Here is a 24309-nt window from a genome sequence, read left to right on the forward strand (position 1 = left end):
TAGGCGCGATTTTGCCGTCCCGCAGTGGGCCGCATTCTCACTTATTTTCCAGGTCCAGGCCACAAGCGCTGGCGTTTGCTCCTACTGAGCCGCCGGCGTCCTGAGCTTTTCCAACACAGAAAGTGGAGAGATCACCTTGGTAGAGTACGTAGTTTCCCTCGATAAGCTCGGCGTCCATGATGTAGAGCATGTGGGGGGCAAGAACGCATCCCTCGGCGAGATGATCAGTAATCTTGCAGGCGCTGGTGTCTCGGTGCCCGGTGGTTTCGCCACCACGGCTCAGGCTTACCGCGACTTCCTCGAGCTGAGCGGCCTCAACGCCCAGATCCACGCCGCGCTGGACGCCCTGGACGTCGATGACGTCAACGCCCTGGCCAAGACCGGTGCCCAGATCCGTCAATGGATCATGGACGCCGAGTTCCCCGAGAAGCTCAACGAAGAAATCCGTACTGCCTTTGCTACATTGTCGGCCGGCAACCCGGACATGGCCGTCGCCGTGCGCTCTTCGGCCACCGCCGAAGATTTGCCAGACGCCTCCTTTGCCGGTCAGCAGGAAACCTTCCTGAATATCCGCGGCGTCGAAAACGTGATCCGCGCGGCCAAGGAAGTATTTGCCTCCCTCTTTAACGATCGCGCCATTTCCTACCGCGTACACCAGGGTTTCGACCACAAGCTGGTGGCCCTGTCTGCCGGTGTGCAGCGCATGGTGCGTTCGGAAACCGGCACCGCCGGCGTGATGTTCACCCTGGACACTGAATCCGGTTTCCGTGACGTGGTGTTCATCACCGGCGCCTACGGCCTGGGCGAAACCGTCGTTCAAGGCGCGGTGAACCCGGACGAATTTTACGTACACAAACACACGCTTGAGGCCGGTCGCCCGGCGATCCTGCGCCGCAACCTGGGCAGCAAGGCCATCAAGATGATCTACGGCGACGAGGCCAAGGCCGGTCGCTCGGTAAAAACCGTTGAAGTGGACAAGGCCGAGCGCGCGCGTTTCTGCCTGACCGACGCTGAGGTCAGCGAGTTGGCCAAACAAGCGATGATCATCGAAAAGCACTATAAGTGCCCGATGGACATCGAGTGGGCCAAAGACGGTGATGACGGCAAGCTGTACATCGTGCAGGCGCGTCCTGAAACCGTGAAAAGCCGCACCTCCGCCAACGTCATGGAACGCTACCTGCTGAAAGAAACCGGCACTGTGCTGGTGGAAGGTCGTGCCATCGGCCAGCGCATCGGCGCCGGCAAGGTGCGGATCATCAAGGACGTGTCCGAGATGGACAAAGTCCAGCCGGGCGACGTGCTGGTGTCCGACATGACCGACCCGGACTGGGAGCCGGTGATGAAGCGCGCCAGCGCCATCGTCACCAACCGTGGCGGGCGCACCTGCCATGCGGCGATCATCGCCCGCGAGCTGGGTATTCCGGCAGTGGTGGGCTGCGGCAACGCGACCCAACTGTTGAAAGACGGCCAGGGCGTGACCGTATCCTGCGCTGAAGGCGACACTGGTTTCATCTTTGAAGGTGAGCTGGGCTTCGACATCAAGCAAAACTCCATCGATGCCATGCCGGACCTGCCGTTCAAGATCATGATGAACGTCGGCAACCCGGACCGCGCCTTTGATTTCGCGCAGTTGCCGAACGCCGGTGTGGGCCTGGCCCGCCTGGAATTCATCATCAACCGCATGATCGGCGTGCACCCCAAGGCTCTGCTGAACTACGACGGCCTGCCGCTGGACATCAAGGAAAGCGTCGACAAGCGCATCGCCGGCTACAACGATCCGGTGGGCTTCTACGTCGAGAAGCTGGTGGAAGGCATCAGCACCCTGGCGGCGGCGTTCTACCCGAAAAAGGTCATCGTGCGGCTGTCGGACTTCAAGTCCAACGAATACGCCAACCTGATCGGCGGCAAGCTCTACGAGCCGGAAGAAGAAAACCCGATGCTGGGCTTCCGTGGTGCCTCGCGTTACATCAGCGAGGCCTTCCGCGATTGCTTCGAGCTTGAGTGCCGTGCTCTCAAGCGCGTGCGCAATGAGATGGGCCTGACCAACGTCGAGATCATGGTGCCGTTCGTGCGTACCTTGGGCGAAGCGAGCCAAGTGGTCGACCTGCTCGCAGAAAACGGCCTGAGCCGTGGTGAAAACGGCCTGCGCGTCATCATGATGTGCGAGCTGCCGTCCAACGCCATTTTGGCCGAAGAGTTCCTGGAGTTCTTCGACGGTTTCTCCATTGGCTCCAACGACCTGACTCAGCTGACCCTGGGCCTGGACCGTGACTCGGGGATCATCGCCCACCTGTTCGATGAGCGTAACCCTGCGGTCAAGAAGCTGCTGGCCAACGCCATCCAGGCCTGTAACAAGGCCGGCAAGTACATCGGCATCTGCGGCCAGGGCCCTTCCGACCACCCGGACCTGGCCAAATGGCTGATGGAGCAGGGTATCGAGAGCGTCTCGCTGAACCCCGATTCCGTGCTGGAGACCTGGTTCTTCCTGGCGGAAGGGCAAGCGTCCGCCTAAGGTCGTGACTTAAAAAGTGCCGGTCACTCCCAAAGGGTGACCGGCATTCTTATCTGTGCAGGGCGGAACTCCTTCCGGACGCCGCCCTTTTTTGTGCAAGAGCATTATGCAAAGCAGCAGCAACCTGTTTCCCGTCGCCCTGATCAGTGCTGAACGTCGCGGCGACCTGAGTGAAGACGTGTACCGCCTCAAACCCGGCAACAGCCCCGACGGTACCGTCGAGCTGGCCGTAACGCGTTTGGGCCTGGCCGATGTCCCGGAAAACCGGGGCACGCCGGTAATTTTATTGCACGGTAGTTTTTCCAACCGGCGTTTCTGGTACTCGCCCAAAGGCATCGGTTTGGGCGCCTATCTGGCGCGCCAGGGCTTTGATGTGTGGATTGCGGAAATGCGCGGGCATGGCTTGTCCAAGCGCAACCATGACTACGCGAGCAATCGCGTTGCCGACTACGCGCGTTACGATTTGCCGGCCATCGGCGCGTTTGTGCGTGAGCAAAGTGCACAAATCCCGCACTGGATCGGGCATTCCCTGGGCGGCACCGCACTGGCTGCAGCCCTCGGCGGGCAGTACCTGGGGGCGCCAGCGGTGGCCTCGGTGGCGTTGTTTGGTTGCCAGGTCAGCCGTACCCACTGGCCGTTGAAAATTCCCCCGGTGGAGTGGACCGCTCGTTTGCTCCTGAAACGTTTTGGTGAGGTGTCCGGCGCGCGGCTCAAGCGTGGTCCGGAGGATGAGCCTGCGGGCGTGATGATCGAAGCCATGCGTTGGAACGGCCTGTTCGGTCGCTTTGGCGATGGGAAACAGGATTGGTGGAAGGGCCTCGCGGAAGTCGATGTGCCGTTGTTGGCGGTGAGTGCCGCCGGTGACCAGCAGGACCCGGATTGGGCGTGCCGCAAGTTGTTCGAGCAAGTCGGCTCCGAGCACCGCCAATACTTGTGTCTGGGTCGCCAGCAAGGCTTCAGCGGGGATTTCGGGCATGTCGAGATGCTGGTCAGTAAAGCCGCTCAAGCCGAGGTATGGCCAATAGTAGCGCGGTGGTTGAACGATCCACTGACACCCTTGGCCGGGGCGCACCCGCAGGTACTGGCAGCTGTTTGATCAAGCGCTCTGCCAAGGGCGTTTCACTCGTGTGTGGTTGCGGCTAAGATATGACGCGTTAAACGCTTCTGGTCATATTCAGTCGCGCAGTCGCTATTGCGTTGCGACGAAGTGAGTCCGATCATGGCCGCCGCCAACCGGTGAACCGTTAAAGATTGCCTGTTGCGACACGTTTTTCTGATGTACACCGTGGGATGTTCGACCTCTTCTTTGATGACAGGAGTTTCTCGATGAACCATTACGTGACGCCCGATCTGTGCGATGCCTACCCGGAGCTGGTGCAGGTGGTTGAGCCGATGTTCAGTAATTTCGGTGGCCGGGATTCCTTTGGCGGCGAGATCGTCACCATCAAATGCTTCGAGGACAACTCCCTGGTCAAGGAACAGGCCGATCAGCCGGGCGCCGGCAAGGTGCTGGTGGTCGACGGTGGTGGTTCGCTGCGTCGCGCGTTGCTCGGTGACATGATTGCCGAGAAAGCCGCAAAGAACGGGTGGGAAGGGCTGGTGATCTACGGCTGCATCCGGGATGTCGATGTCATTGCCCAAACCGATCTGGGCGTGCAGGCGCTGGCAACTCACCCGATGAAGACCGACAAGCGCGGCATTGGCGACCTGAACGTGGCAGTGACCTTCGCCGGCGTGACGTTCCGCCCCGGTGAGTACATCTATGCGGACAATAATGGCGTGATCGTCTCGCCCAGCCCGCTGACAATGCCTGAATAAACTGCTGTAGCCGATAGGGGTGAGGATGTTCGAGGAAGAAAACGCGCAATGGGGGCTGGTGCATGCCCTGGTGCTGGACGGTAAAGGCGGTGCGCGTTCGATTGCCCGGACTGAGCTCGACGACTTGCAACTGCAGCCTCAGGAAAGCCTGTGGCTGCATTGGGATCGCAGCCATCCGCAGACCCAGACCTGGCTGCGTAAATCCAGCGGCTTGAGCGAGTTTGCCTGCGACTTGCTGCTGGAGGAAAATACCCGTCCGCGCCTGTTGCCGCTGCCCGAAGCCCAATTGCTGCTGTTTCTGCGCGGGGTCAACCTGAACCCGGGCGCCGAACCGGAAGACATGGTGTCGGTGCGTATCTTCGCAGCGGCCGATCGCGTGATTTCCTTGCGCCTGCGTCCGCTGCGCGCCACGGATGAGTTGCTGGTGCAACTGGCGGAGGGGAAAGGACCGAAAACCGCTTCGGAACTCATCCTTTATATGGCGCAGTACCTGACCAACAAAGTGCAGGATCTGGTTACCGACCTGTCTGAAGTTGTCGATATCGAAGAAGAAAAACTGGATGCCGACGAACGGTATACTCCGGAACATGGCAGCGTCCTGCAGATCCGTCGGCGCGCGGCAGGGCTCAAACGTTTTCTCGCCCCTCAGCGAGATATTTTTGCCCAACTGACGCGAACCAAATTGCCGTGGTTTTGTGATGACGATGCTGACTACTGGAACGAATTACACAACAGCCTGACGCGTTACCTGGAAGAACTCGAATTGGCTCGAGAGCGCGTGGGGCTTGTGCTTGAGACCGAAGACCGGCGATTGAGCCTGCGGATGAACCGCACCATGTACCGCTTCGGTATCATCACCGGGATTTTTTTGCCGATGAGTTTTCTCACCGGTTTGCTGGGCATAAATGTGGGCGGTATTCCGTTCTCCGCCAGCCCCTACGGATTCATGATTGCGTGCCTGATGATGGTGGCCGTCGCGTTGGGACAATGGTGGCTGTTTCGACGATTGCGCTGGGTTTGACCTGAATATGACCTGAACGTAGTAGGGGGGACATGTGACCCCGGGAATTTAACCCTCGTCTTTTAAATCACTTGCGAGAGGTCTTTATGCACGATCCGTTCGAACAGTCTTTGCGTGACATGCTTAATGCTTCGCCGTCCAACCGTGACGACGACGCTTGCCTGGGTCGCGTGTTGAAAACCGCCAACCGTCAGGTCGGTGCGGGAGATCTGTTCGGGCTGCTCGGTCGCTGGCTGCCGGCGCTGATGATGGCTTTGAACAATGGTTCGGCCCATGTATCGCCGGTTTCCCGTCGTAAACCTCTTGCTCGCACTGCTGATAAGGCTGATTGAATATGGAACTTGATCTCTGGACCCAGAGCCTGGTCACTGCGATGACTGCATTGTGGACCAAGGTGGCGAATTTCATTCCCAACCTGTTTGGTGCTCTGGTTTTGGTCTTGCTGGGCTTTGTCGTGGCCAAGCTGCTCGACACCCTGCTGTCCAAATTGCTTGCAAAACTGGGCCTGGACCGCTTGATGGCAGGCACGGGCCTGACCAAGCTGTTGGGTCGTGCGGGGCTGCAAGTGCCGATCTCGACCCTCATCGGGAAGATCGTTTACTGGTTCGTTTTACTTATTTTTCTGGTTTCTGCTGCTCAATCCCTTGGACTTGAGCGAGTTTCAGCTACGCTCGACATGCTGGCGCTGTATTTGCCGAAAGTTTTCGGTGGCGCGCTGGTGCTGCTCGTAGGCGTTTTACTGGCACAACTGGCCAATGGGCTGGTGCGCGGAGCCGCTGAAGGCGTGGGGCTGGACTATGCTGCGGGCCTGGGGCGGATCGCTCAGGGGCTGGTGATCATCATCAGTATTTCCGTTGCGATCAGCCAGCTCGAGGTCAAAACTGACCTGCTCAACCATGTGATTGTGATTGTTTTGATTACCGTTGGTCTGGCCGTTGCGCTGGCCATGGGGTTGGGAAGCCGGGAAATTGCCGGTCAGATTCTTGCGGGAATCTATGTGCGTGAGCTGTATCAGGTTGGGCAACAGGTGCGTGTGGGCGAGGTCGAAGGGCAAATCGAGGAGATCGGCACAGTCAAGACGACCGTGCTGACCGATGACGGTGAGCTGGTATCGCTGTCCAATCGGATTCTCCTGGAGCAGCAGGTCAGTAGCCGCTAATCCGGCAAACCCTGCTAATGTACGCCGCCGCAAACCCGGGTAACCGGGCTGCAGCGGACATTGACCTGACTGCCGGCACGACTTGTTTTGAATAAAGCCCAAACGCTGTCCACGCGCTATGACCCCCGTGAGCTCTCTGATGAGGAGTTGGTCGCGCGCGCACACACAGAGCTGTTTCACGTTACACGCGCGTACGAAGAATTGATGCGCAGATATCAACGCACTCTGTTCAACGTTTGTTCAAGGTATTTAGGGAACGATAGAGATGCGGACGATGTCTGTCAGGAAGTGATGCTCAAGGTGCTGTATGGCCTGAAGAACTTCGAGGGCAAATCGAAGTTCAAGACATGGCTCTACAGCATCACGTACAACGAGTGCATCACGCAGTATCGTAAGGAGCGGCGAAAGCGTCGGTTGATGGACGCTTTGAGTCTGGACCCCCTTGAGGAAGCGTCTGAAGAAAAGGCGCCAGCACCCGAGGAAAAGGGCGGACTTGATCGCTGGTTGGTGCATGTGAACCCAATTGACCGCGAAATTTTGGTGCTACGATTTGTCGCAGAGCTGGAGTTTCAGGAAATTGCTGACATCATGCACATGGGTTTGAGTGCTACAAAAATGCGTTACAAGCGTGCTCTTGATAAATTACGTGAGAAATTTGCGGGCGAGACTGAAACTTAGTGCGTGGCAAATATCTCTTACGTGTAGGCAAGTTCTGTTAGACTTGTCGCCGAGTTGTCCCCCGGTTTGTGGGACTGCTTTACAATCACCAGATGGGGATTTAACGGATGAAACTGAAAAACACCTTGGGCTTTGCCATTGGTTCTCTTATTGCTGCCACTTCTTTCGGCGCTCTGGCACAAGGCCAAGGCGCAGTTGAAGGCCAGCTGTTCTACAAGAAGCAGTACAACGATAGCGTTAAGCACATCGAAGACGGCTTCAACCCTGGCGCAAGCATCGGTTACTTCTTGACCGACGACGTGTCGATCAACCTGAACTACGACACCACCAACCACACCCGTTCGAACGACGGTACTGGCAGCCAGAAGATCAAAGGTGACACTGGCAGCGTGACTGCTCAGTACCACTTCGGTCAGGCTGGTGTTGACTCCCTGCGTCCATACGTTGAAGGTGGTTTCGGTCACCAGAGCCGTACCAACGTTGAAGTTGACGGCCACAAAGGTCGCGACCAGTCCACTCTGGCTATCGCTGGCGCTGGTGTGAAGTACTACTTCACCAACAACCTGTTCGCACGTGCCGGTGTTGAGTCCGACTACAACCTGGACAACGGCAAGTGGGATTACTCCGCACTGGTTGGCCTGGGCGTAAACTTCGGCGGTAACGCTGGCGCAGTAGCTCCAGCTCCTACCCCAGCACCAGCTCCAGAGCCAACTCCAGAGCCAGAAGCTCCAGTTGCTCAGGTTGTTCGTGTTGAGCTGGACGTGAAGTTCGACTTCGACAAGTCGGTTGTTAAGCCTAACAGCTACGGCGACGTGAAAAACCTCGCTGACTTCATGAAACAGTACCCACAAACCACCACCGTTGTTGAAGGTCACACTGACTCCGTCGGTCCTGACGCTTACAACCAGAAGCTGTCCCAGCGTCGTGCTGACGCGGTCAAGCAAGTTCTGGTCAAAGACGGTATTGCTCCTAACCGTGTAAGCTCGGTTGGTTATGGCAAATCCCGCCCAGTTGCTGACAACGCAACTGAAGCTGGCCGTGCTATCAACCGTCGCGTAGAAGCCTCGGTAGAAGCTCAAGCTGCTCAGTAATTACTGAGTGGTAAAAAAAAGCCCGGCTTAGGCCGGGCTTTTTTTCGTCTGGCGTTTGCTTCAAGCGCTGGCGGATACGGCCACGCATGCCGCCTGTGCAGCCGCGGCGACACTGCCGATGACCAGGATTGCCGGGCTCTTCAAGGCGAACGTCTGCGCATCCTTGTGCATCTGCCCCAACGTGCTACGGCATTCTCGCTGTTGAGGCAGCGATGCGTTTTCGATCATCGCCACCGGCATATCCTCTGCCATGGCGCCCTCCAGCAGCTGCTGACGGATTTCCTCCAGTTTCGCCACGCCCATGTACACCACCAACGTCGTCCCGCTTTCGGCCAGTGCACGCCAGTTCAGGCTGCTGTTGTCCTGGGTATGCGCCGTAACGAGCGTTACACCGCGACTGACCCCGCGCAACGTCAGCGGGATATCGCAGTTTGTCGCACCGGCCAGGCCCGCCGTGATCCCGTTGACCAACTCCACGGCCACGCCACGTTCGCGCAACCACATCGCTTCTTCGCCGCCACGCCCGAAAATGCACGGGTCACCACCCTTTAATCGCACCACGCATTTGCCTTGGCGGGCATAACGCAGCATCAGGCGATGGATAAAATCCTGTGGCGTCGAACGGCAGCCACCGCGTTTGCCTACGCTGATAATCCGCGCGTCAAGGCAATGTTCCAGCACAGCCGGGTTGACCAGGTCATCAATCAACACCACGTCGGCCTCATGGAGCGCCCGCACCGCCTTCAGGGTCAGCAGTTCAGGATCACCGGGCCCCGCACCCACCAGCCAGACTTTTGCGCTCATGTTTTTTCCTCACACACTGATTGCGATTGGCTGCGGGTTGCTGGCCAAAAGACGTTTGATTTCCGGTACGCACGAGCCGCATTGCGTGCCGCAGCCCAGCGCCTGTTTGAGCCCGTTAAGGTCCAGGCCGCGAGTGATGCCTGCGCACACGGCGTTTTCGCTGACGTTCTTGCAGTTGCACACAATCTTGCCGCTGGCTGCCGCACCGCCCGGTGGCGCGCTGAGCGGTGCCAGCAGCCAGCGTCGCAATTGATCGTCAGTGCGGCCTTCCAGCCAAAGGCTTTGCAGCCAATGCCGAGCCAGGGTTTCGCCGGCCAGGCGCAACGCGGTAATCCGGCCTTGTTCGATTTTTACGCGTTTACCGATCGAGCGGCGCGGGTCGTCATACGCCATCACAGGACCGTCGTTGAGCCCCAGCAAGGCGTCGATACGCGTCAGCAGTTGCAGGTCGGGCGCCTCGGTATGTGCCGCGCGCACCACCAGTGCCGGCCGTTCGCGCCCGGCCAGGCTCAGGCTCACGTAGGCAAAGCCCTCGCACAGTGGGCGCAGTGCCTCGACGTGTTGCTGCACATCGCCTTCGATCAACGCAAACAGCTGCCACGGCAGCTGCACAGCCTCCAGGCGCACACCGCTGTGTTTGAGTTCCGGCTGTTTCGACAAAGGGTCGAAGGCTGGCTGGGTCAACGTATTTACGCCCCCCTTGAGAAAACGGTCACCCCAATGCATTGGCAGGAACGCTTGCCCGGGGCGCACGCTGTCATCACTGTTGATGGCAACAATCACGCTGCCGCGACGGCTCTTGAGGTTGACCAGGTCACCGTCCTTGAAGCGATGGCGGCGCAACTCATCCGGGTGCAGGCTCAGCAGTGCTTCGTTCACATGCCCAAACAACTGGGCTGCAGTACCTGTGCGACTCATGCCGTGCCATTGATCACGCAGGCGGCCGGTGATCAGCGTCAGCGGGAAGCGTGCGTCGCGCTGCTCTTTGGCGGCGCGGTAGGGGTCGGCAACAAAGTGCGCGCGGCCGCTCTCGGTGGGGAACACGCCGTCGGTGTACAGGCGCGCAGTTCCAGATTGCGCGCCTGTGGGAAACGGCCATTGCTGCGGACCTATCTGATCGAGCAGGGCATGGCTGATGCCCGTCAGGTCAAGGTCGCGGTTGCGGGTCAGCAGTTTGTACTCATCAAAGATCTGCGAGGGGTGTTCAAAGGCGAAAAGACCCAGTTTTCCGGGACAAAGACGTCGCTCCAGGCGCTGGGCAAAATCCACAGTGATTGCCCAATCCGGACGCGCCTCCCCAGGTGGGGCGATTGCCCGTCGCACGTGGGAAATGCGCCGTTCAGAGTTGGTCACCGTGCCTTCTTTCTCGCCCCAACTGGCCGCTGGTAACAGCAGGTCAGCGAAACGGGCCGTCTCGGTTGTACGAAAAGCCTCCTGTAGCACCACGAAAGGGCACGTCTCCAAGGCCATGCGCACGGTGTTCTGGTCGGGCAAGGATTGGGCCGGGTTGGTGCAGGCGATCCACAAGGCCTTGATCTTGCCGGCCTGTACCTGTTCAAACAGTTCGATGGCTGTCAGCCCGGTGCTGGCTGGCAGTTGTTCAACACCCCAATACGCGGCCACTTCGGCCCGATGTTCCGGGTTGGCCGCCTCGCGATGGCCGGGCAGCAAATTCGACAAACTGCCGGTCTCGCGCCCACCCATCGCATTCGGCTGACCCGTCAGGGAAAACGGCCCGCAACCCGCTCGGCCAAGCGTGCCGGTGGCCAGGTGCAAATTGATCAGCGCGCTGTTCTTGGCGCTGCCGGCGGTGGATTGGTTGAGCCCCATGCACCACAGCGACAGAAAACTGCTGGAGGTGCCGACCCATTCGGCGCACAGGCGCAGCTGTTCGACGCTGATTCCGCACAGCTGCGTGACCATTTGCGGCGTGTAGTCATGCACCAGCCGTTTCAGCTCGGCCAGCCCATCGGTATGCGCCTGGATGAAGTCTCGGTCGATCCAGTCTTCCCACAACAACAGATGCAAAATCCCGTGGAATAACGCCACATCCGTCCCAGGCAGGATGGCCAGGTGCAGGTCAGCCAAATCGCAGGTGTCCGTGCGGCGTGGGTCGATCACCAGCACTTTCATCTGCGGGCGCCGCGTTTTGGCTTCCTCAAGGCGTCGGAACAATACCGGGTGGGCGTAGGCCATGTTGCTGCCGACGATCATTACGCAGTCGCTGCACTCCAGGTCTTCATAACTGCACGGCGGCGCATCGGCGCCCAGGCTGCGCTTGTAGCCCACCACTGCCGAGGACATGCACAGCCGCGAGTTGCTGTCGATGTTGTTGGTGCCGACCAGCGCGCGCGCGAGCTTGTTGAAGCTGTAGTAGTCCTCGGTCAGCAATTGCCCGGAAATGTAGAACGCCACGCTGTCCGGCCCGTGTTCGCTGATGGTCTCGGCGAACACGTTGGCCGCGTGCTCCAGTGCGGTTTCCCAGTCGGTGCGTGCTCGCGCCAAGCCTTTGCCCAGACGCAGCTCCGGGTACAACGCGCGGGCCGCCAGGTCGCCGGTCAGGTGCAGACTTGAGCCTTTGCTGCACAACTTGCCGAAGTTCGCCGGGTGGTTCGGGTCGCCTTGTACACCGAGGATCTGCGCGCCGTCGTGCTCGATCAGCACGCCGCAACCCACCCCGCAATAACAGCAGGTGGACGCGGTGACCTGGCGGTTCATCAACCCGCGTCCCGCAGGGCCAACATGACCCGGCCGTTTTCCACGCGGGCGGGGTGATGGTGCGCGCAGCCGATGTCCGGTGCCTGGGCTTCGCCGGATGCCAGATCAATCTGCCAGTTGTGCAGCGGGCAGGCCACGCGCTTGCCGTAGATCAGGCCTTGGGATAACGGACCGCCCTTGTGCGGGCAGCGGTCATCGAGGGCGAACACTTCGTCATCACTGGTGCGAAAAATCGCGATATCACCTTTGGGCCCATTGATGATTCGCGAGCCCAGGGCGTTGATTTCATCGAGTGCGCAGATATCCAGCCAGTTCATACCGAGACCTCCAGCTGTTTGACGGGGATGACCTCGAATTCCTTTTTCAGCAGCGGCTGTTCCAGGCGTTCTTTCCAAGGGTCTTGTTCGAACGACAGCGAAAACTGCAGACGCTCGTTGAGGGCTTGGCGGCGAGCCGGGTCTTCCAGTACGGCCTTCTTGATGTGCTCCATGCCCACGCGTTGCAGGTAGTGCACGGTGCGCTCGAGGTAGAAGGCTTCTTCGCGGTAAAGCTGTAGGAAGGCGCCGTTGTATTCACGGACTTCTTCGGCGGTTTTCAGCTTGACAAAGAACTCCGCGACTTCGGTTTTGATCCCGCCGTTGCCGCCGATGTACATCTCCCAGCCGGAGTCCACGCCGATGATGCCCACGTCCTTGATGCCGGCTTCCGAGCAATTGCGTGGGCAACCGGACACCGCCAACTTGACCTTGTGCGGCGACCACATATTGAACAGGTCATGCTCCAGCTCAATGCCCAGCTGCGTCGAATTCTGTGTGCCAAAACGGCAGAACTCACTGCCGACGCAGGTCTTCACGGTGCGGATGGATTTGCCATAGGCGTGACCGGAAGGCATGTCGAGGTCCTTCCAAACCCCTGGCAGGTCCTGTTTCTTGATGCCCAGCAGGTCGATGCGTTGACCGCCGGTGACCTTGACCATCGGCACGTTGTACTTGTCGGCCACGTCGGCAATACGCCGCAGCTCTGACGGATTGGTCACACCGCCCCACATCCTCGGGACTACGGAGTAGGTGCCGTCTTTCTGAATATTGGCGTGGGCACGTTCGTTGATCAGGCGCGATTGCGGATCATCCCTGGCTTCGCCCGGCCAGGTGGAAATCAGGTAGTAGTTGAGGGCCGGGCGGCAGGTGGCGCAGCCGTTGGGCGTGCGCCAGTTCAAGTAGCTCATGGTGCCGGCGATGGTCAGCAAGTGCTGATCGCGGATGGCCTGGCGGATTTGCCCGTGGTTGAGGTCGCTGCAACCGCAGATCGCTTTTTCGCTCTTCGGTTTGACGTCCGCGGCACCGCCAACGGTGTTGATCAGGATCTGTTCCACCAGCCCGGCGCAGGAGCCACAGGAGCTGGCGGCCTTGGTGTGCTTCTTGACCTCGTCAACGCTGAACAGCCCGTGTGCCTGGATGGCCTTGACGATGGTGCCCTTGCATACGCCGTTGCAACCGCAGACTTCGGCGTTGTCGGCCATGCTCATGGCCTTGTCCTGGCCTTGATGGCCGACATCGCCTAATGCGTTTTCGCCGAACATCAGGTGGTCGCGGATCTCGCCTATCGCATGGTTCTCACGGATCTGACGGAAATACCAACCGCCGTCAGCGGTATCGCCGTACAGGCAGGCACCGACCAGGATGTCGTCCTTGATCACCAGTTTTTTGTACACGCCGCCAATTGGGTCGCTGAGGGTGATGGTTTCGGTGCCTTCGCCGCCCATAAAGTCGCCGGCGGAGAACAGGTCGATACCGGTGACCTTCAATTTGGTTGAGGTGACCGAGCCCTTGTAGGTGGCAAATCCCAGCTGCGCCAGGTGATTGGCGCAGACTTTGGCTTGCTCGAACAGTGGCGCAACCAGGCCATAGGCGATGCCACGATGGCTGGCGCATTCGCCGATGGCATAAATGCGTGGGTCGTAGGTCTGCAAGGTGTCGTTGACCAGAATCCCGCGGTTGCAGGGGATGCCGGATTTTTCTGCGAGTTCGGTGTTGGGGCGAATGCCGGCAGCCATCACCACCAGGTCAGCGGGGATGACGTCGCCATTCTTGAATTGCACCGAGCCGACGCGGCCGTTGCCGGCGTCGTGCAGTGCCTGGGTCTGTTCACGCAGACGGAACACCAGGCCACGGCTTTCCAGTTCGGTTTGCAGCAATTGGCCGCTGGTCTTGTCCAGTTGCCGCTCCAACAGCCATTCGCCGATATGCACCACGGTCACGTGCATGCCGCGCAGCATCAGGCCGTTGGCGGCCTCCAGGCCGAGCAGGCCACCGCCGATCACAACAGCATGCGTGTGGGTCTTGGCGGTGTCGATCATGGCCTGAGTGTCGGCGATGTCGCGGTAGCCGATCACGCCCTGCAAGGTGTTACCGGGGATCGGCAGGATAAACGGCGTCGAACCGGTGGCGATCAGCAGGCGATCGTATTCGGCTGTGGTGCCGTCTTCGGCGATGACCAGGCGTTTGACACGGTCGATCTGCACCACTTTGCGGTTGAGCAACAGCTTGATGTGGTTATCCAGGTACCAGTCGAGATCGTTGAGCACGATCTCTTCGAACGTTTGCTCGCCGGCCAGCACCGGCGACAGCAGAATGCGGTTGTAGTTGGTGTGGGGCTCGGCGCCGAACACGGTGATGTCGTACAGGTCGCTGCTCAGTTTGAGTAATTCTTCAAGGGTGCGAACCCCGGCCATGCCGTTGCCGATCATCACCAATTTGAGTTTTTTCATGTCGTTCTCCGCAATGGCTCGACCAATTACGCGCAAACAAAAAAAGGCGTCCCCGCTAGTGATCTAGCGAGGACGCCTTTGTCCTGGTCCCGTTCTCTCGGGAAGCTCGCCCTTCGACGTTGAAGGGGCGGCTGTATGTGTGTTGTTGGGGAAGCTAATGCAGTGGCTGTGCCAAGTTGGCCAGCCTGCGGGTTTATAGGGGCTTTGAGTCAAAGCCGCCTGGGGATTTGCCCTCTAGTGGTGCAACAGCCAGTACAGCAGCACCAGATTGACCAGCAGCGACACGGCGGCCAGGCTTTGCCAGACCTTGAGCGGTTCGCGCTCCAGCAAGGGCCGTGGTCGCACGCTCAATTCACGGCGGTCGGCCTGCTCCAGCACCAGCAGCCATTCTTCGGCGGTTTCATAACGTTGCGCGGGTGAGGCCGCCACGGCGCGTTCCAGACTCAGTGGCAACCCGTCAGGCAGGTCGGGACGGTAGCGGCTGGCGCTCACGGGCTGGGCGAAACGCGGCCGTTGGAAAGCTTCGATTTCGCCGTAGGGATAATGCCCGGTCAGCAGGTAATACAAGGTAACGCCAACACTGTATAAATCCTGCTGCGGCGTAGGCCGCTCGCCGCTGAACGCTTCGGGTGCGATAAAACTTGGCGTGCCGGGCAGCAAATGAGCGCGGTCTTCGGAGAGCCCCGGGCAGTAGGCCAGGCCAAAATCCAGCACGCGCAGTTCGCCATCGTCGCCCAGCAGCAGGTTTTCCGGCTTGATATCGCGGTGCAGGATTTGTCGCCGATGCAGCAGGCCCATCGCCCGCAGCAGCCGCTCGGCGATGAACTGCCACTGCGCCCGGGGGCAATGGGCCCTGTTGCCGGAACAGTTCAGCAAGGGTTTGCCCCGGGTATTCGCGCATCACGTAGTACAGGTGCTGGCGCCCACTGGCCGCGTGAACTTCAGGAAACGCGCGCCCGGCAACCCGCCGCAAAAACCACTCTTCAGATAGCAGCGCTTGGCCGGCATCGCTGTCATCGTCGCGGTTGAGCGGCAAGGTTTTCAGCAGCCAGGGTTGTTGCTGGGCATCACGTACCCGGTACAGCAACGACTGTCGACTCTGCGCCAGCAGGCTTTCAACCTGCCAGCCTTCAAAGCGTTGCCCAGGTTTGAGCGGCGGTGGCAGCGGCCATTGCTGCAACTGCACCAGCGCATCACCAAGGGTGGCGGCGCCGAGCTGGTCGATGCGCACCAGCAGGGCGCTGGCATTGTCCTGGCTGGCGGCCAGGTGCGCGGCGTTGACCAGCGTGTTGACCGCCACATCGAGGTCAGTTTGCTCGCGCAGGATCGCACTGATGCTGTGCTCACCCAAGGCGGCCCACACACCATCGCTGAGCAATAAAAAACATTCGCCTGCGCGCAGTTCACCGTCGAGAAAATCCAGCACCAGGTGCTGGTCCAGACCGAGCGCGCGCTTGAGCACGTGCTGCATGCCCGGCTGTTCCCACACATGGTCTTCGCTGATGCGCTGCAACTCGCCGTCCAGCCAGCGATACACCCGGCAATCGCCGACATGCGCGAGGGTGAAACGTTGGCCGCGAAACACCAGTGCACTCAAGGTGGTCAGCAGCGGCTGGCCGCCGCCGTTGGCCTGCAGCCAGCGATTCTGCGCCAGCAACAGACGCTCGAGCGCCTGGGCCACGCCCCAGGTTTGCGGCGTGGCGTAGTAGTCCAGCGCCAGCGCCTGCAAGGTCGAGCGCGCAGCCAGGCCGCCATCGGCGCATTGGCTGACGCCATCGGCGATGGCGCACAGGTAACCTTTACTCGCCGCCAGCTCTGCCACGGGGGTGACGACGCGCAGGGCGTCCTGGTTTTCGGCCCGAGGGCCAATGGCGCTGGCCTGCGCGACACTCAGTTGCAAGCCCATCAGACGCGTGCGGCGGTTGCGGCAGCCGAACCCCAGGTGGTTCTCCAGCGACGTTTGACCCCGTGCAGGCCGAACCAGGCCAGCACGCCGAGGCTGGCGAACAGCCACAGGGCCATTTGATAACTGCCGGTGCTTTGCTTGATCGCGCCCATGCCTGCCGCGAGGGCGAAGCCGCCGATCCCGCCGGCCATGCCGATCAGGCCGGTCATCACGCCGATCTCGCGGCGAAAACGCTGGGGTACCAATTGAAACACCGCACCATTACCTGCTCCGAGGCCGAGCATGGTGCAGACGAAAAGTGCCAACGCAGCGTAAGAACTTGGCAGGTTGAAACCCACCGCTGCGATGCAGATCGCCGCCACGCTGTACATGCCGAGCAGGGTGCGAATCCCGCCGAAACGGTCCGCCAGGGCGCCACCCAACGGGCGCATCAGGCTGCCGCCAAACACACAGGCCGCGGTGTAGTAGCCAGCAGTCACCGGGCTCAAGCCGTATTGGTCGTTAAAGTAGCCGGGCAGGGCGCTGGCCAGGCCGATAAAGCCGCCGAACGTCACGCTGTAAAAGAACATGAACCACCAGCTGTCGCGGTCGCCCAGGGCTTTAAAGTAGTCGGCCATGGATTTGGCCTTCGGGCGTTCCGGGGCATTGCGCGCAAGCCAGGCGAAGACAACCAACGTGATGACCAATGGAATCAGCGCGAAGCCGAACACATTGCTCCAGCCAAACGCGGCGGCGAGTACCGGTGCCAGCAATGCAGCAAACACGGTGCCGGAGTTGCCGGCACCGGCGATGCCCATGGCCTTGCCCTGGTGTTCAGCGGGATACCACTGAGAGGCCAGCGGCAGGGCGACCGCAAACGAGGCGCCCGCCATGCCCAGGAACATGCCCAGCAGCAGGGCCTGCTCGTAACTGTGAATGCCCAGTTGCCAGGCGCCGAACAGTGCGGCAATCACAATGACCTGGCCGATCAGCCCGGCGGTTTTAGGCGACAGTTTGTCGGCCAGCATGCCCATCAGAAAACGCAGCACCGCGCCGGCCAGGATCGGCGTGGCCACTACCAGTCCGCGCTGTTGAGTGGTCAGGTGCAGGTCGGCGGCGATCTGCACCGCCAGCGGTCCCAACAGGTACCAGACCATGAAGCTCAGGTCGAAATACAGGAACGCGGCAAACAGGGTCGGGGTGTGCCCGGATTTCCAGAAGCTTGATTTCATCACGCACCTCAACGGTTGGGATCTTGTAAGAAGGCCAAGTGATGGGGCCGCCGGCTAAAGGCCACCCCACCGGCCCCAGGCTCTGGGGCCAAAACGAAAAAACGCCGCCACCGGGCTCGCGAGGGCAAACCGGATGTGCGACGTCTTTGTCGTGGAAGGGGCAACCGCCGTTGGTTACCTGTGGTGAATGCTTAGCAAGAGCTGCGCCAGATCAGCCGAGCAACTCGCTCATGGCGATAATCTGCTCCGCCACCTGGATCAGTTTCTGTTGGCGGCTCATGGCTTGGCGGCGCATCAGGGTGTAGGCCTCTTCTTCGTTGCAGTGCTTCATTTTCATCAGCATGCCTTTGGCCAGCTCGATTCGTTTACGCTCGGCCAGTTGCTGGTCGCGCGCCTGGAGCTGGGCGCGCAAGGCCTGATCGCTTTCAAAACGGGCCATGGCCACGTCCAGGATCGGCTGCAGGCGCTGGGCCTGAATGCCTTCGACGATATAAGCGCTGACCCCGGATTTGATGGCCTGGCGCATCACGTTCGGGTCGTGCTCGTCGGTAAACATCACGATCGGCCGGGGCTGATCGCGGCTGACCAGTACCACCTGCTCCATTACATCTCGGCCAGGTGACTCGGTATCGATCAGGATCACGTCCGGGCGCACCGTTTCGACGCGCGCGGGCAGGTCGATGGTCAGGCCGGACTCATCGATCACCTCGAACCCGGCTTCGATCAATGCGGCCTTGAGGCGCCCGACCTTGCGCGGCGTATCGTTGATCAACAGGATGCGTAACATAAAGGTCGTCCTGTCAGCGCTGCGCCTGGTGGCTGGAGTGGTCTGCCATGGCGTGCAGTCGAAAGCTGCGCGCGTAGGTGGCGGGGTCGGAGCCGTCCCAGATTTTGCCGTCGATCAGTTGGCTGCTGCGCATGTCCGCTGCGTTTGCATTGACGCCGACGGCGGCAGCGGCCTGACGGTATAAAGCCAGTTGCTGCACGTGGCGGGCCACGCCCAGGTAGTCCGGATCTTCGCGCAGCAAGCCCCAGCGCCGAAACTGGGTCATGAACCACATGCCGTCGCAAAGGTACGGCAGGTTCACCTCGCCATCGCCGAAAAACCGCAGGGCATGTGGGTCTTGCCACTGGTGGCCGAGGCCGTCGTCATAAGCACCCAGCAGGCGCGGCTCGATGCAGTCGAGCGGCGCATCGAGGTAGTCGCGAGCACTGAGTAATTGTGCGGTGGAGCGGCGGTTTTCATGGCTTTGCTCGATAAAGCGGCTGGCCTCGAGAATCGCCATCACCAGGATGCGCGCAGTGTTCGGATATTGATCGACAAACGCCTGGGTGCAACCTAGAACCTTTTCCGGATGATTCGGCCAGATCGCCTGGGTGGTCGCCAGGGTGAACCCCTGGTTTTGCTTGACCGCGCTGGCACACCAGGGCTCGCCGACACAGAACCCGTCGATGCGCCCGGCTTGCAGGTGCGCGACCATCTGCGGCGGCGGTACCACCACGCTGTCGACGTCGTGCAACGGATGAATGCCTTGGCTCGCCAGCCAGTAATACAGCCACATGGCGTGAGTGCCTGTGGGAAATGTCTGTGCAAAGGTCAGTTTTGTGCGGCTTTGGTGCACGTGGCGGTCCAGTGCCTCAGGAGTGATCACGCCTTGCTGTTGCAGGCCGTGGGACAGGTTGATGCTTTGACCGTTCTGGTTGAGCCCCATCAGAACGGCCATGTCGGTCGGCGCTACGCCACCGATGCCCAGGTGCACGGCATAGATCAGTCCATAGAGGCTATGGGCGGCATCCAGTTCGCCGCTGACCAGTTTGTCGCGCAGGTTGGCCCAGGACGATTGACGCTTGAGGTTCAGCGTCAGGCCGTAGGGTTGCGCGAAACCCTGGGTGGCGGCGACCACCAGCGAGGCGCAATCGGTCAGCGCCATGAAGCCCAGGTCGAGGCTGCTCTTTTCCGGGGCGTCACTGCCGTTTACCCAGGCCAGCGAATGGTTCACCGGGTTGTTGCCGACCGAATCGTTCATCAACACTCACCTTTGCTCAAAAAAAAGCGTCGTAACCCTTGAGGGTTGCGCGGGTGGCAGCGCAAGCCATTGCAGGGAAACGACGCCATTGTCCGTAAGCCTGCTCCGACGTTGGTGCAGGCTTTGATACAGAGCCCGTAGCAAGGCACATGCCACGGAGATCCAGGCGCAGTCCGCCGTCAGCTTTCCATCAAGATTGAAACTCAGCTGCCTTCCAGTATGGCCGCCTCTTTGCGCCAGGCGGCGAGGAACATCCACGGTGTCTATCAATTCCCCAACCATGAGCCGTTACCGCAGGTTATGCCGTTGGCTGGTGTGCGGTGCATTGCTGTTGGCAAACGCGAGCGCCCTGGGGGATAGCTATCAGGCGCGGGATGAAAGCCTGCATACGTTTTTTACCGCGCTGTCGGTGCCCTTGGGCTTGCCTGTCGTTGTCAGCCGCGAGGTGGCGCGTAAAACCATCACCGGCCAATTCGACCTGGGGGCGGCGCAGCACACGCTGGAAACAGTCGCCGAGCAGCAAGGCCTGATCTGGTATAGCGACGGGCAGGTGCTGTACCTGTACGACGCCGGTGAAGCAAAAAGCTCGGCAGTAGCGCTGCGGCATATCTCGGTCGACAGGCTGCGCGGGTTCATGCGCCGTTCCGGGCTCGATGAATCGCGTTTTCCCCTGAGGGAAAGCGGCGGGCGAATGTTCTATGTGTCCGGGCCACCTAACTATGTCGACCAGGTATTGCACCTGACTCAATTGATGGACAAGCAGCGCACTGAGGTACGCGTCGGCACACAAATCTTCGGCGTGGTGCAGGTGTTCAACACCCACGTGGCGGATCGCACGTATTCGATGGGCAACGACCAGGTCAACGTTCCGGGTATGGCCTCGATGATCGAAGCCGTGCTGGCCAGCGAGCAAAAGAACGACACGCAACGTCCCCCGGGTTTACTGGCCGACAAGAGCCTGGTGGTGATGGCCTATCCGGATTCAAACAGCCTGTTGATCAAGGGCAAACCTGCCCAGGTGAAGGTGCTCGAGGAACTGGTGGCGGAGCTCGACAAGCCCAAGCGGCCGATTGAGGTGTCGCTGTGGCAAGTGGATGTGGAGCGCAGTGAATTCGCCAAGATGGGCGCAGCCTGGGCTCAGGAAACCGATACCGGGGCTTTCGTGACGCGCGTACTGGAACCTTTGGAAGACAACCGCTTGATGGCACAGCTCGGTGTGCTGGAGCGCCGACGCAAGGCCAGGGTCGTCGCCTTTCCCGTAATCCTTACCCAGGAAAACGTGCCTGCGGTTTTCCAGGATAACCATACGTTTTACCTGCCACGGCCTGGCGACGATAAGGGTGATTGGCAGCCCGTGCGTTATGGCGTTGAAGCCAGTGTGCTCCCGCGCTTTGCCGGAGCGCATCAGATCGAGATGCTGGTGAACCTCGAGGATGGCCGTCAGATGGACAGCCAATTCAAGCCAGGCTCGGCAGGGGCAGTGGGGCGAATGGCCGTCAGCTCTGTGGTGCGTGTACCTCAAGGCAGACGCTTGTGGCTGGGTGGTTTCCACCGTGAGGGCGAGGCGCCCCGCCATGGTCGACGCGCGCAGGTACGGCTCTTTGTGATCCAGGCGCGGGCGGTCGGCAGTGAGCCGCGGATGTTGGCCGGTGCTGTCGGCCCGCCGCCGCTGACCCCTAGCCAATATGAGCGCGTACAGCGTGCGTTTGTGCGCGAAAGCCGTGAAGTCCTTGAGTGACATAACCGTTGGTCAGAGCCCTGAAACGCTTGTGGGCGGCGACTGCGAAAAGTCCTACGTGCCGCCCGCCGAAAGCCTCGATTACATGGGTTTTTTCCTAACGTTGTTCGCGGCTCAGGTTTTTATAGTCGTGATGTTGGCGTATCGGCCGTTTCTGGAAACAAGGAATTCAATGTCAGTAGTCGGGTGCAGAGGTGTGCATGACCCTCGTGAATGATGGGCTGACGGCTGCCTGGGTGTTTGCCGGGTGGACCTTGCAGGGCGATGGCCGATTGATCGGCGAAGGCGCGGATATTCAGTTGCCGCCCAAGGAGTGGCACGTGCTGCGGCTGCTGTTGGCGTCTGACGGAGCATTGATGACCAAGGATCGTCTGCTTGAGTTGGTCTGGCCCCGAGGGGAGGTGGCAGAGGAATCGCTGACGCGCTGTATCTACGCATTGCGCAAGCAGCTTAAGAAGGACAAGGGCTTTATCAAAACAATTTACGGCAGGGGGTATCGCTTTACCTGTGCCGTGAAAGCCGAGCAGCGCGCAATTCTCCAGACGGGGCCAGGGCGCGTGCAACGCATCTGCTCGGCTTGTGGGCAGGTGACACATGATTAATCGATTGGGCAAAGCGTTGGTGTTGAGCCTGTTGATGGGCAGCCATCAGGCCTGGGCCGATTGCTGGGAAGAGGTGGCTAGCCGCTATGACCTCGAACCTGAGCTTTTGCAGGCCATCGCCGCCGTGGAATCGGGTTACCGTGCGCACGCCGTGAACGCGCTCAACAGCGATGGCTCTCGGGATATTGGCCTGATGCAGATCAACAGCATGCACTTGCCTCGCCTGGCCAAGCAGGGCATTACCGAAGAGAGGTTGTTGAGTGAGCCCTGTTTGTCGGTCGAGGTGGGCGCTTCGATTCTTGCCGGGTTTGTCCAGCGTTTCGGTTACAACTGGACAGCCGTGGGCTCCTACAACGCCGGCGCAGCACCTGAGCGTGAAGCGTTGCGTTTGCGTTACGCAGAAAAAATATGGGCGCGGTATGAGGCGTTGGTGGCACAACGTCATTGACGATTGGACGGCGCACCTCGCACCTGGCGCGCCACCCCGGCTATAATCGGCGCCACCTTTCGCCGCCATCCGAGTCTAGCCCGCCCATGTATACCCTGGCCCGCCAGCTGTTGTTCAAACTCTCTCCGGAAACCTCCCACGATCTGTCCCTGGACCTGATCGGTGCCGGTGGTCGTCTGGGGCTCAATGGCCTGGTATGCAAGGCACCGGCAAAAATGCCGGTATCGGTGATGGGACTCGACTTCCCCAACCCGGTCGGGCTGGCTGCCGGCCTCGACAAGAACGGCGCGGCCATCGACGGGTTTGCGCAACTGGGTTTCGGTTTTGTCGAAATTGGCACCGTGACGCCACGCCCGCAACCGGGCAACCCAAAACCCCGGATCTTCCGCCTGCCGGAAGCCGAGGCGATCATCAATCGCATGGGCTTTAACAACCTGGGCGTCGATCATCTGCTGTCACGGGTTCAAGCCGCGAAATACAAGGGCATCCTCGGCATCAATATCGGCAAGAACTTCGACACGCCCGTAGAGCGCGCCGTCGATGATTACCTGATTTGCCTGGACAAGGTCTACGCCCACGCCAGCTACGTCACCGTCAACGTCAGCTCACCGAATACACCGGGTCTGCGTAGCCTGCAGTTCGGTGATTCGCTCAAGCAACTGCTCGAAGCCTTGCGTCAGCGCCAGGAAGACCTGGCCGTACGTCATGGCAAACGTGTGCCGTTGGCCATCAAGATTGCGCCGGACATGAGCGATGAAGAAACCGTGCTGGTCGCTCAGGCGCTGGTGGATTCGGGCATGGATGCGGTGATCGCCACCAACACCACCCTCAGCCGTGTGGGTGTCGAAGGGCTGGCGCATGGTGATGAAGCGGGTGGGCTGTCGGGCGCACCAGTGCGCGACAAAAGCACTCACATCGTCAAGGTGCTGGCGGCTGAGTTGGCCGGGCGCTTGCCGATCATCGCCGTGGGCGGCATCACCGAAGGCAAGCACGCGGCCGAGAAGATCGCCGCCGGTGCAAGCCTGGTGCAGTTGTATTCCGGTTTTATCTATAAGGGACCGTCGCTGATTCGCGAGTCGGTGGATGCGATAGCGGCTTTGCCAAAAAGGTAGGCCCGGCTTGTTGGCGATGGCAGGCCAAAAGTACACCTGTGAGTGCGTAGGCCATGTCGCCGTCGGAGCAATAAAAAGGGCTCCCTAAAGGAGCCCCTGGGCCGAAGCCCGCCGCCCTGATGGGGCGTGCGTGGTTAAGTCGTTACATATTCAAGGTGGTGTGTCGGATTAAGTGCCCTGTGTTAGCCGACGGCGTGAAGTTCGTTGAGTCTGTGGATTCCCGCAGTGCCAGTCATACCGTCCCAGTTGTCGCCGCGTCCTTCTCGCCAGCCGTTGATCCAGGCTTGGCGTACCGACGGTAGAGTAAATGGGCAAAGCTCACGGGATTTGCCATGAACGCCATATTGATATCCGCGTAAAAATGCTCTTTCCAACGGATCACGCTTAAGTCTTCTCATAGGGTGTTTCCCTCACTTGTTGACTGTCTTGATATCCTTCGGCCTCGTCTGAGGCCGGGCAGAGTTTTTCTGCCGTTGGTGGGCTCGCTGCCGGCGTGGCGAGCCAATGTGTCGGCGTCGTTACGGCGCCAACCTGTGTTGAGTTCTAACCAATAGGTCACATGGATTCAATGATCGTTTTGTCATAAGCACGTAACGATAACGATGCTATAGCCATAAGCTGGGATGGCTTTTCGCCCCTTTTATTGGGCAAAGCCAGCTATGATGTGCCCTGCATAGAGGATGGGTTTAATCCTTTA

Annotated in this window: 20 protein-coding genes and 1 pseudogene; 12 read left to right on the top strand and 9 right to left on the bottom strand. The window is 60.1% G+C overall.

Features of this window, described 5'->3' with window-relative positions; genetic code table 11:
- Nucleotides 1-136: 136 nt before the first annotated feature.
- The 8 genes from ppsA to AACV02_RS22540 all read left to right on the top strand — a co-directional run bounded on the left by ppsA (nucleotide 137) and on the right by AACV02_RS22540 (nucleotide 8279).
- The gene (gene ppsA, locus AACV02_RS22505; protein ID WP_106576300.1) at nucleotides 137-2512 is read left to right on the top strand and encodes a phosphoenolpyruvate synthase; all 2376 of its coding nucleotides are present in this window, start codon (nucleotides 137-139) and stop codon (nucleotides 2510-2512) included.
- A gap of 106 nt (nucleotides 2513-2618) precedes the next feature.
- Complete coding sequence (locus AACV02_RS22510) at nucleotides 2619-3608, top strand: alpha/beta fold hydrolase (RefSeq protein WP_119742098.1); 990 nt, start codon at nucleotides 2619-2621, stop codon at nucleotides 3606-3608.
- A 230-nt stretch (nucleotides 3609-3838) separates the two neighbouring features.
- The gene (gene rraA / locus AACV02_RS22515) at nucleotides 3839-4330 is read left to right on the top strand and encodes a ribonuclease E activity regulator RraA (protein ID WP_106576302.1); all 492 of its coding nucleotides are present in this window, start codon (nucleotides 3839-3841) and stop codon (nucleotides 4328-4330) included.
- A 25-nt stretch (nucleotides 4331-4355) separates the two neighbouring features.
- Nucleotides 4356-5351: a zinc transporter ZntB gene (locus AACV02_RS22520; protein WP_106576303.1), complete on the top strand. Its 996-nt coding sequence runs from the start codon at nucleotides 4356-4358 to the stop codon at nucleotides 5349-5351.
- 86 nt (nucleotides 5352-5437) lie between these two features.
- Complete coding sequence (locus tag AACV02_RS22525; protein ID WP_005790375.1) at nucleotides 5438-5683, top strand: hypothetical protein; 246 nt, start codon at nucleotides 5438-5440, stop codon at nucleotides 5681-5683.
- 2 nt (nucleotides 5684-5685) lie between these two features.
- Nucleotides 5686-6510, top strand: a complete 825-nt coding sequence (locus tag AACV02_RS22530; RefSeq protein WP_003193288.1) for a mechanosensitive ion channel family protein — start codon at nucleotides 5686-5688, stop codon at nucleotides 6508-6510.
- An 87-nt stretch (nucleotides 6511-6597) separates the two neighbouring features.
- Nucleotides 6598-7188, top strand: a complete 591-nt coding sequence (gene sigX, locus AACV02_RS22535) for an RNA polymerase sigma factor SigX (RefSeq protein ID WP_034120675.1) — start codon at nucleotides 6598-6600, stop codon at nucleotides 7186-7188.
- Between the two features lie 107 nt (nucleotides 7189-7295).
- The gene (locus tag AACV02_RS22540) at nucleotides 7296-8279 is read left to right on the top strand and encodes an OmpA family protein (RefSeq protein WP_106576304.1); all 984 of its coding nucleotides are present in this window, start codon (nucleotides 7296-7298) and stop codon (nucleotides 8277-8279) included.
- A 60-nt stretch (nucleotides 8280-8339) separates the two neighbouring features.
- Here AACV02_RS22540 and cobA read toward each other — a convergent pair whose 3' ends face one another.
- The 8 genes and pseudogenes from cobA to AACV02_RS22580 form a co-directional block, all read right to left on the bottom strand.
- Entirely contained in the window at nucleotides 8340-9083 is a 744-nt protein-coding gene (cobA, locus tag AACV02_RS22545; protein WP_119742100.1) for a uroporphyrinogen-III C-methyltransferase, read from the bottom strand.
- Between the two features lie 9 nt (nucleotides 9084-9092).
- Nucleotides 9093-11801, bottom strand: a complete 2709-nt coding sequence (locus AACV02_RS22550; protein ID WP_119742102.1) for a nitrate reductase — start codon at nucleotides 11799-11801, stop codon at nucleotides 9093-9095.
- Entirely contained in the window at nucleotides 11801-12118 is a 318-nt protein-coding gene (nirD, locus tag AACV02_RS22555) for a nitrite reductase small subunit NirD (protein WP_017134764.1), read from the bottom strand. The genes AACV02_RS22550 and nirD overlap by 1 nt, the downstream gene beginning before the upstream one ends.
- Entirely contained in the window at nucleotides 12115-14568 is a 2454-nt protein-coding gene (gene nirB, locus AACV02_RS22560) for a nitrite reductase large subunit NirB (protein ID WP_119742104.1), read from the bottom strand. The genes nirD and nirB overlap by 4 nt, the downstream gene beginning before the upstream one ends.
- A gap of 234 nt (nucleotides 14569-14802) precedes the next feature.
- Nucleotides 14803-16474, bottom strand: a pseudogene (locus tag AACV02_RS22565) (protein kinase domain-containing protein).
- The gene (locus AACV02_RS22570) at nucleotides 16474-17685 is read right to left on the bottom strand and encodes a nitrate/nitrite transporter (RefSeq protein WP_119742107.1); all 1212 of its coding nucleotides are present in this window, start codon (nucleotides 17683-17685) and stop codon (nucleotides 16474-16476) included. The pseudogene AACV02_RS22565 and the gene AACV02_RS22570 overlap by 1 nt, the downstream one beginning before the upstream one ends.
- Nucleotides 17686-17896: 211 nt before the next feature.
- On the bottom strand, nucleotides 17897-18472 hold the full coding sequence (locus tag AACV02_RS22575) for an ANTAR domain-containing response regulator (protein WP_083357333.1): 576 nt from the start codon (nucleotides 18470-18472) through the stop codon (nucleotides 17897-17899).
- Nucleotides 18473-18485: 13 nt separating this feature from the next.
- Complete coding sequence (locus tag AACV02_RS22580; RefSeq protein WP_119742109.1) at nucleotides 18486-19712, bottom strand: CmpA/NrtA family ABC transporter substrate-binding protein; 1227 nt, start codon at nucleotides 19710-19712, stop codon at nucleotides 18486-18488.
- A gap of 259 nt (nucleotides 19713-19971) precedes the next feature.
- Between AACV02_RS22580 and sctC the strand changes: the two genes are divergently transcribed.
- The 4 genes from sctC (at nucleotide 19972) to AACV02_RS22600 (ending at nucleotide 23612) form a co-directional block, all read left to right on the top strand.
- Entirely contained in the window at nucleotides 19972-21450 is a 1479-nt protein-coding gene (sctC, locus tag AACV02_RS22585; protein ID WP_119742111.1) for a type III secretion system outer membrane ring subunit SctC, read from the top strand.
- Between the two features lie 200 nt (nucleotides 21451-21650).
- The gene (locus AACV02_RS22590) at nucleotides 21651-22052 is read left to right on the top strand and encodes a winged helix-turn-helix domain-containing protein (protein WP_106576312.1); all 402 of its coding nucleotides are present in this window, start codon (nucleotides 21651-21653) and stop codon (nucleotides 22050-22052) included.
- Nucleotides 22045-22500, top strand: a complete 456-nt coding sequence (locus tag AACV02_RS22595; RefSeq protein WP_106576313.1) for a transglycosylase SLT domain-containing protein — start codon at nucleotides 22045-22047, stop codon at nucleotides 22498-22500. The genes AACV02_RS22590 and AACV02_RS22595 overlap by 8 nt, the downstream gene beginning before the upstream one ends.
- Before the next feature lie 86 nt (nucleotides 22501-22586).
- Nucleotides 22587-23612, top strand: a complete 1026-nt coding sequence (locus AACV02_RS22600) for a quinone-dependent dihydroorotate dehydrogenase (RefSeq protein ID WP_106576314.1) — start codon at nucleotides 22587-22589, stop codon at nucleotides 23610-23612.
- 182 nt (nucleotides 23613-23794) lie between these two features.
- Here the strand turns inward: AACV02_RS22600 and rmf are convergent, their stop codons facing one another.
- The gene (rmf, locus tag AACV02_RS22605) at nucleotides 23795-24010 is read right to left on the bottom strand and encodes a ribosome modulation factor (protein ID WP_002553055.1); all 216 of its coding nucleotides are present in this window, start codon (nucleotides 24008-24010) and stop codon (nucleotides 23795-23797) included.
- Nucleotides 24011-24309 lie beyond the last annotated feature (299 nt).

Source organism: Pseudomonas sp. Larv2_ips (assembly GCF_963879675.1).
In the GTDB taxonomy this organism is placed as follows: Bacteria; Pseudomonadota; Gammaproteobacteria; order Pseudomonadales; family Pseudomonadaceae; genus Aquipseudomonas.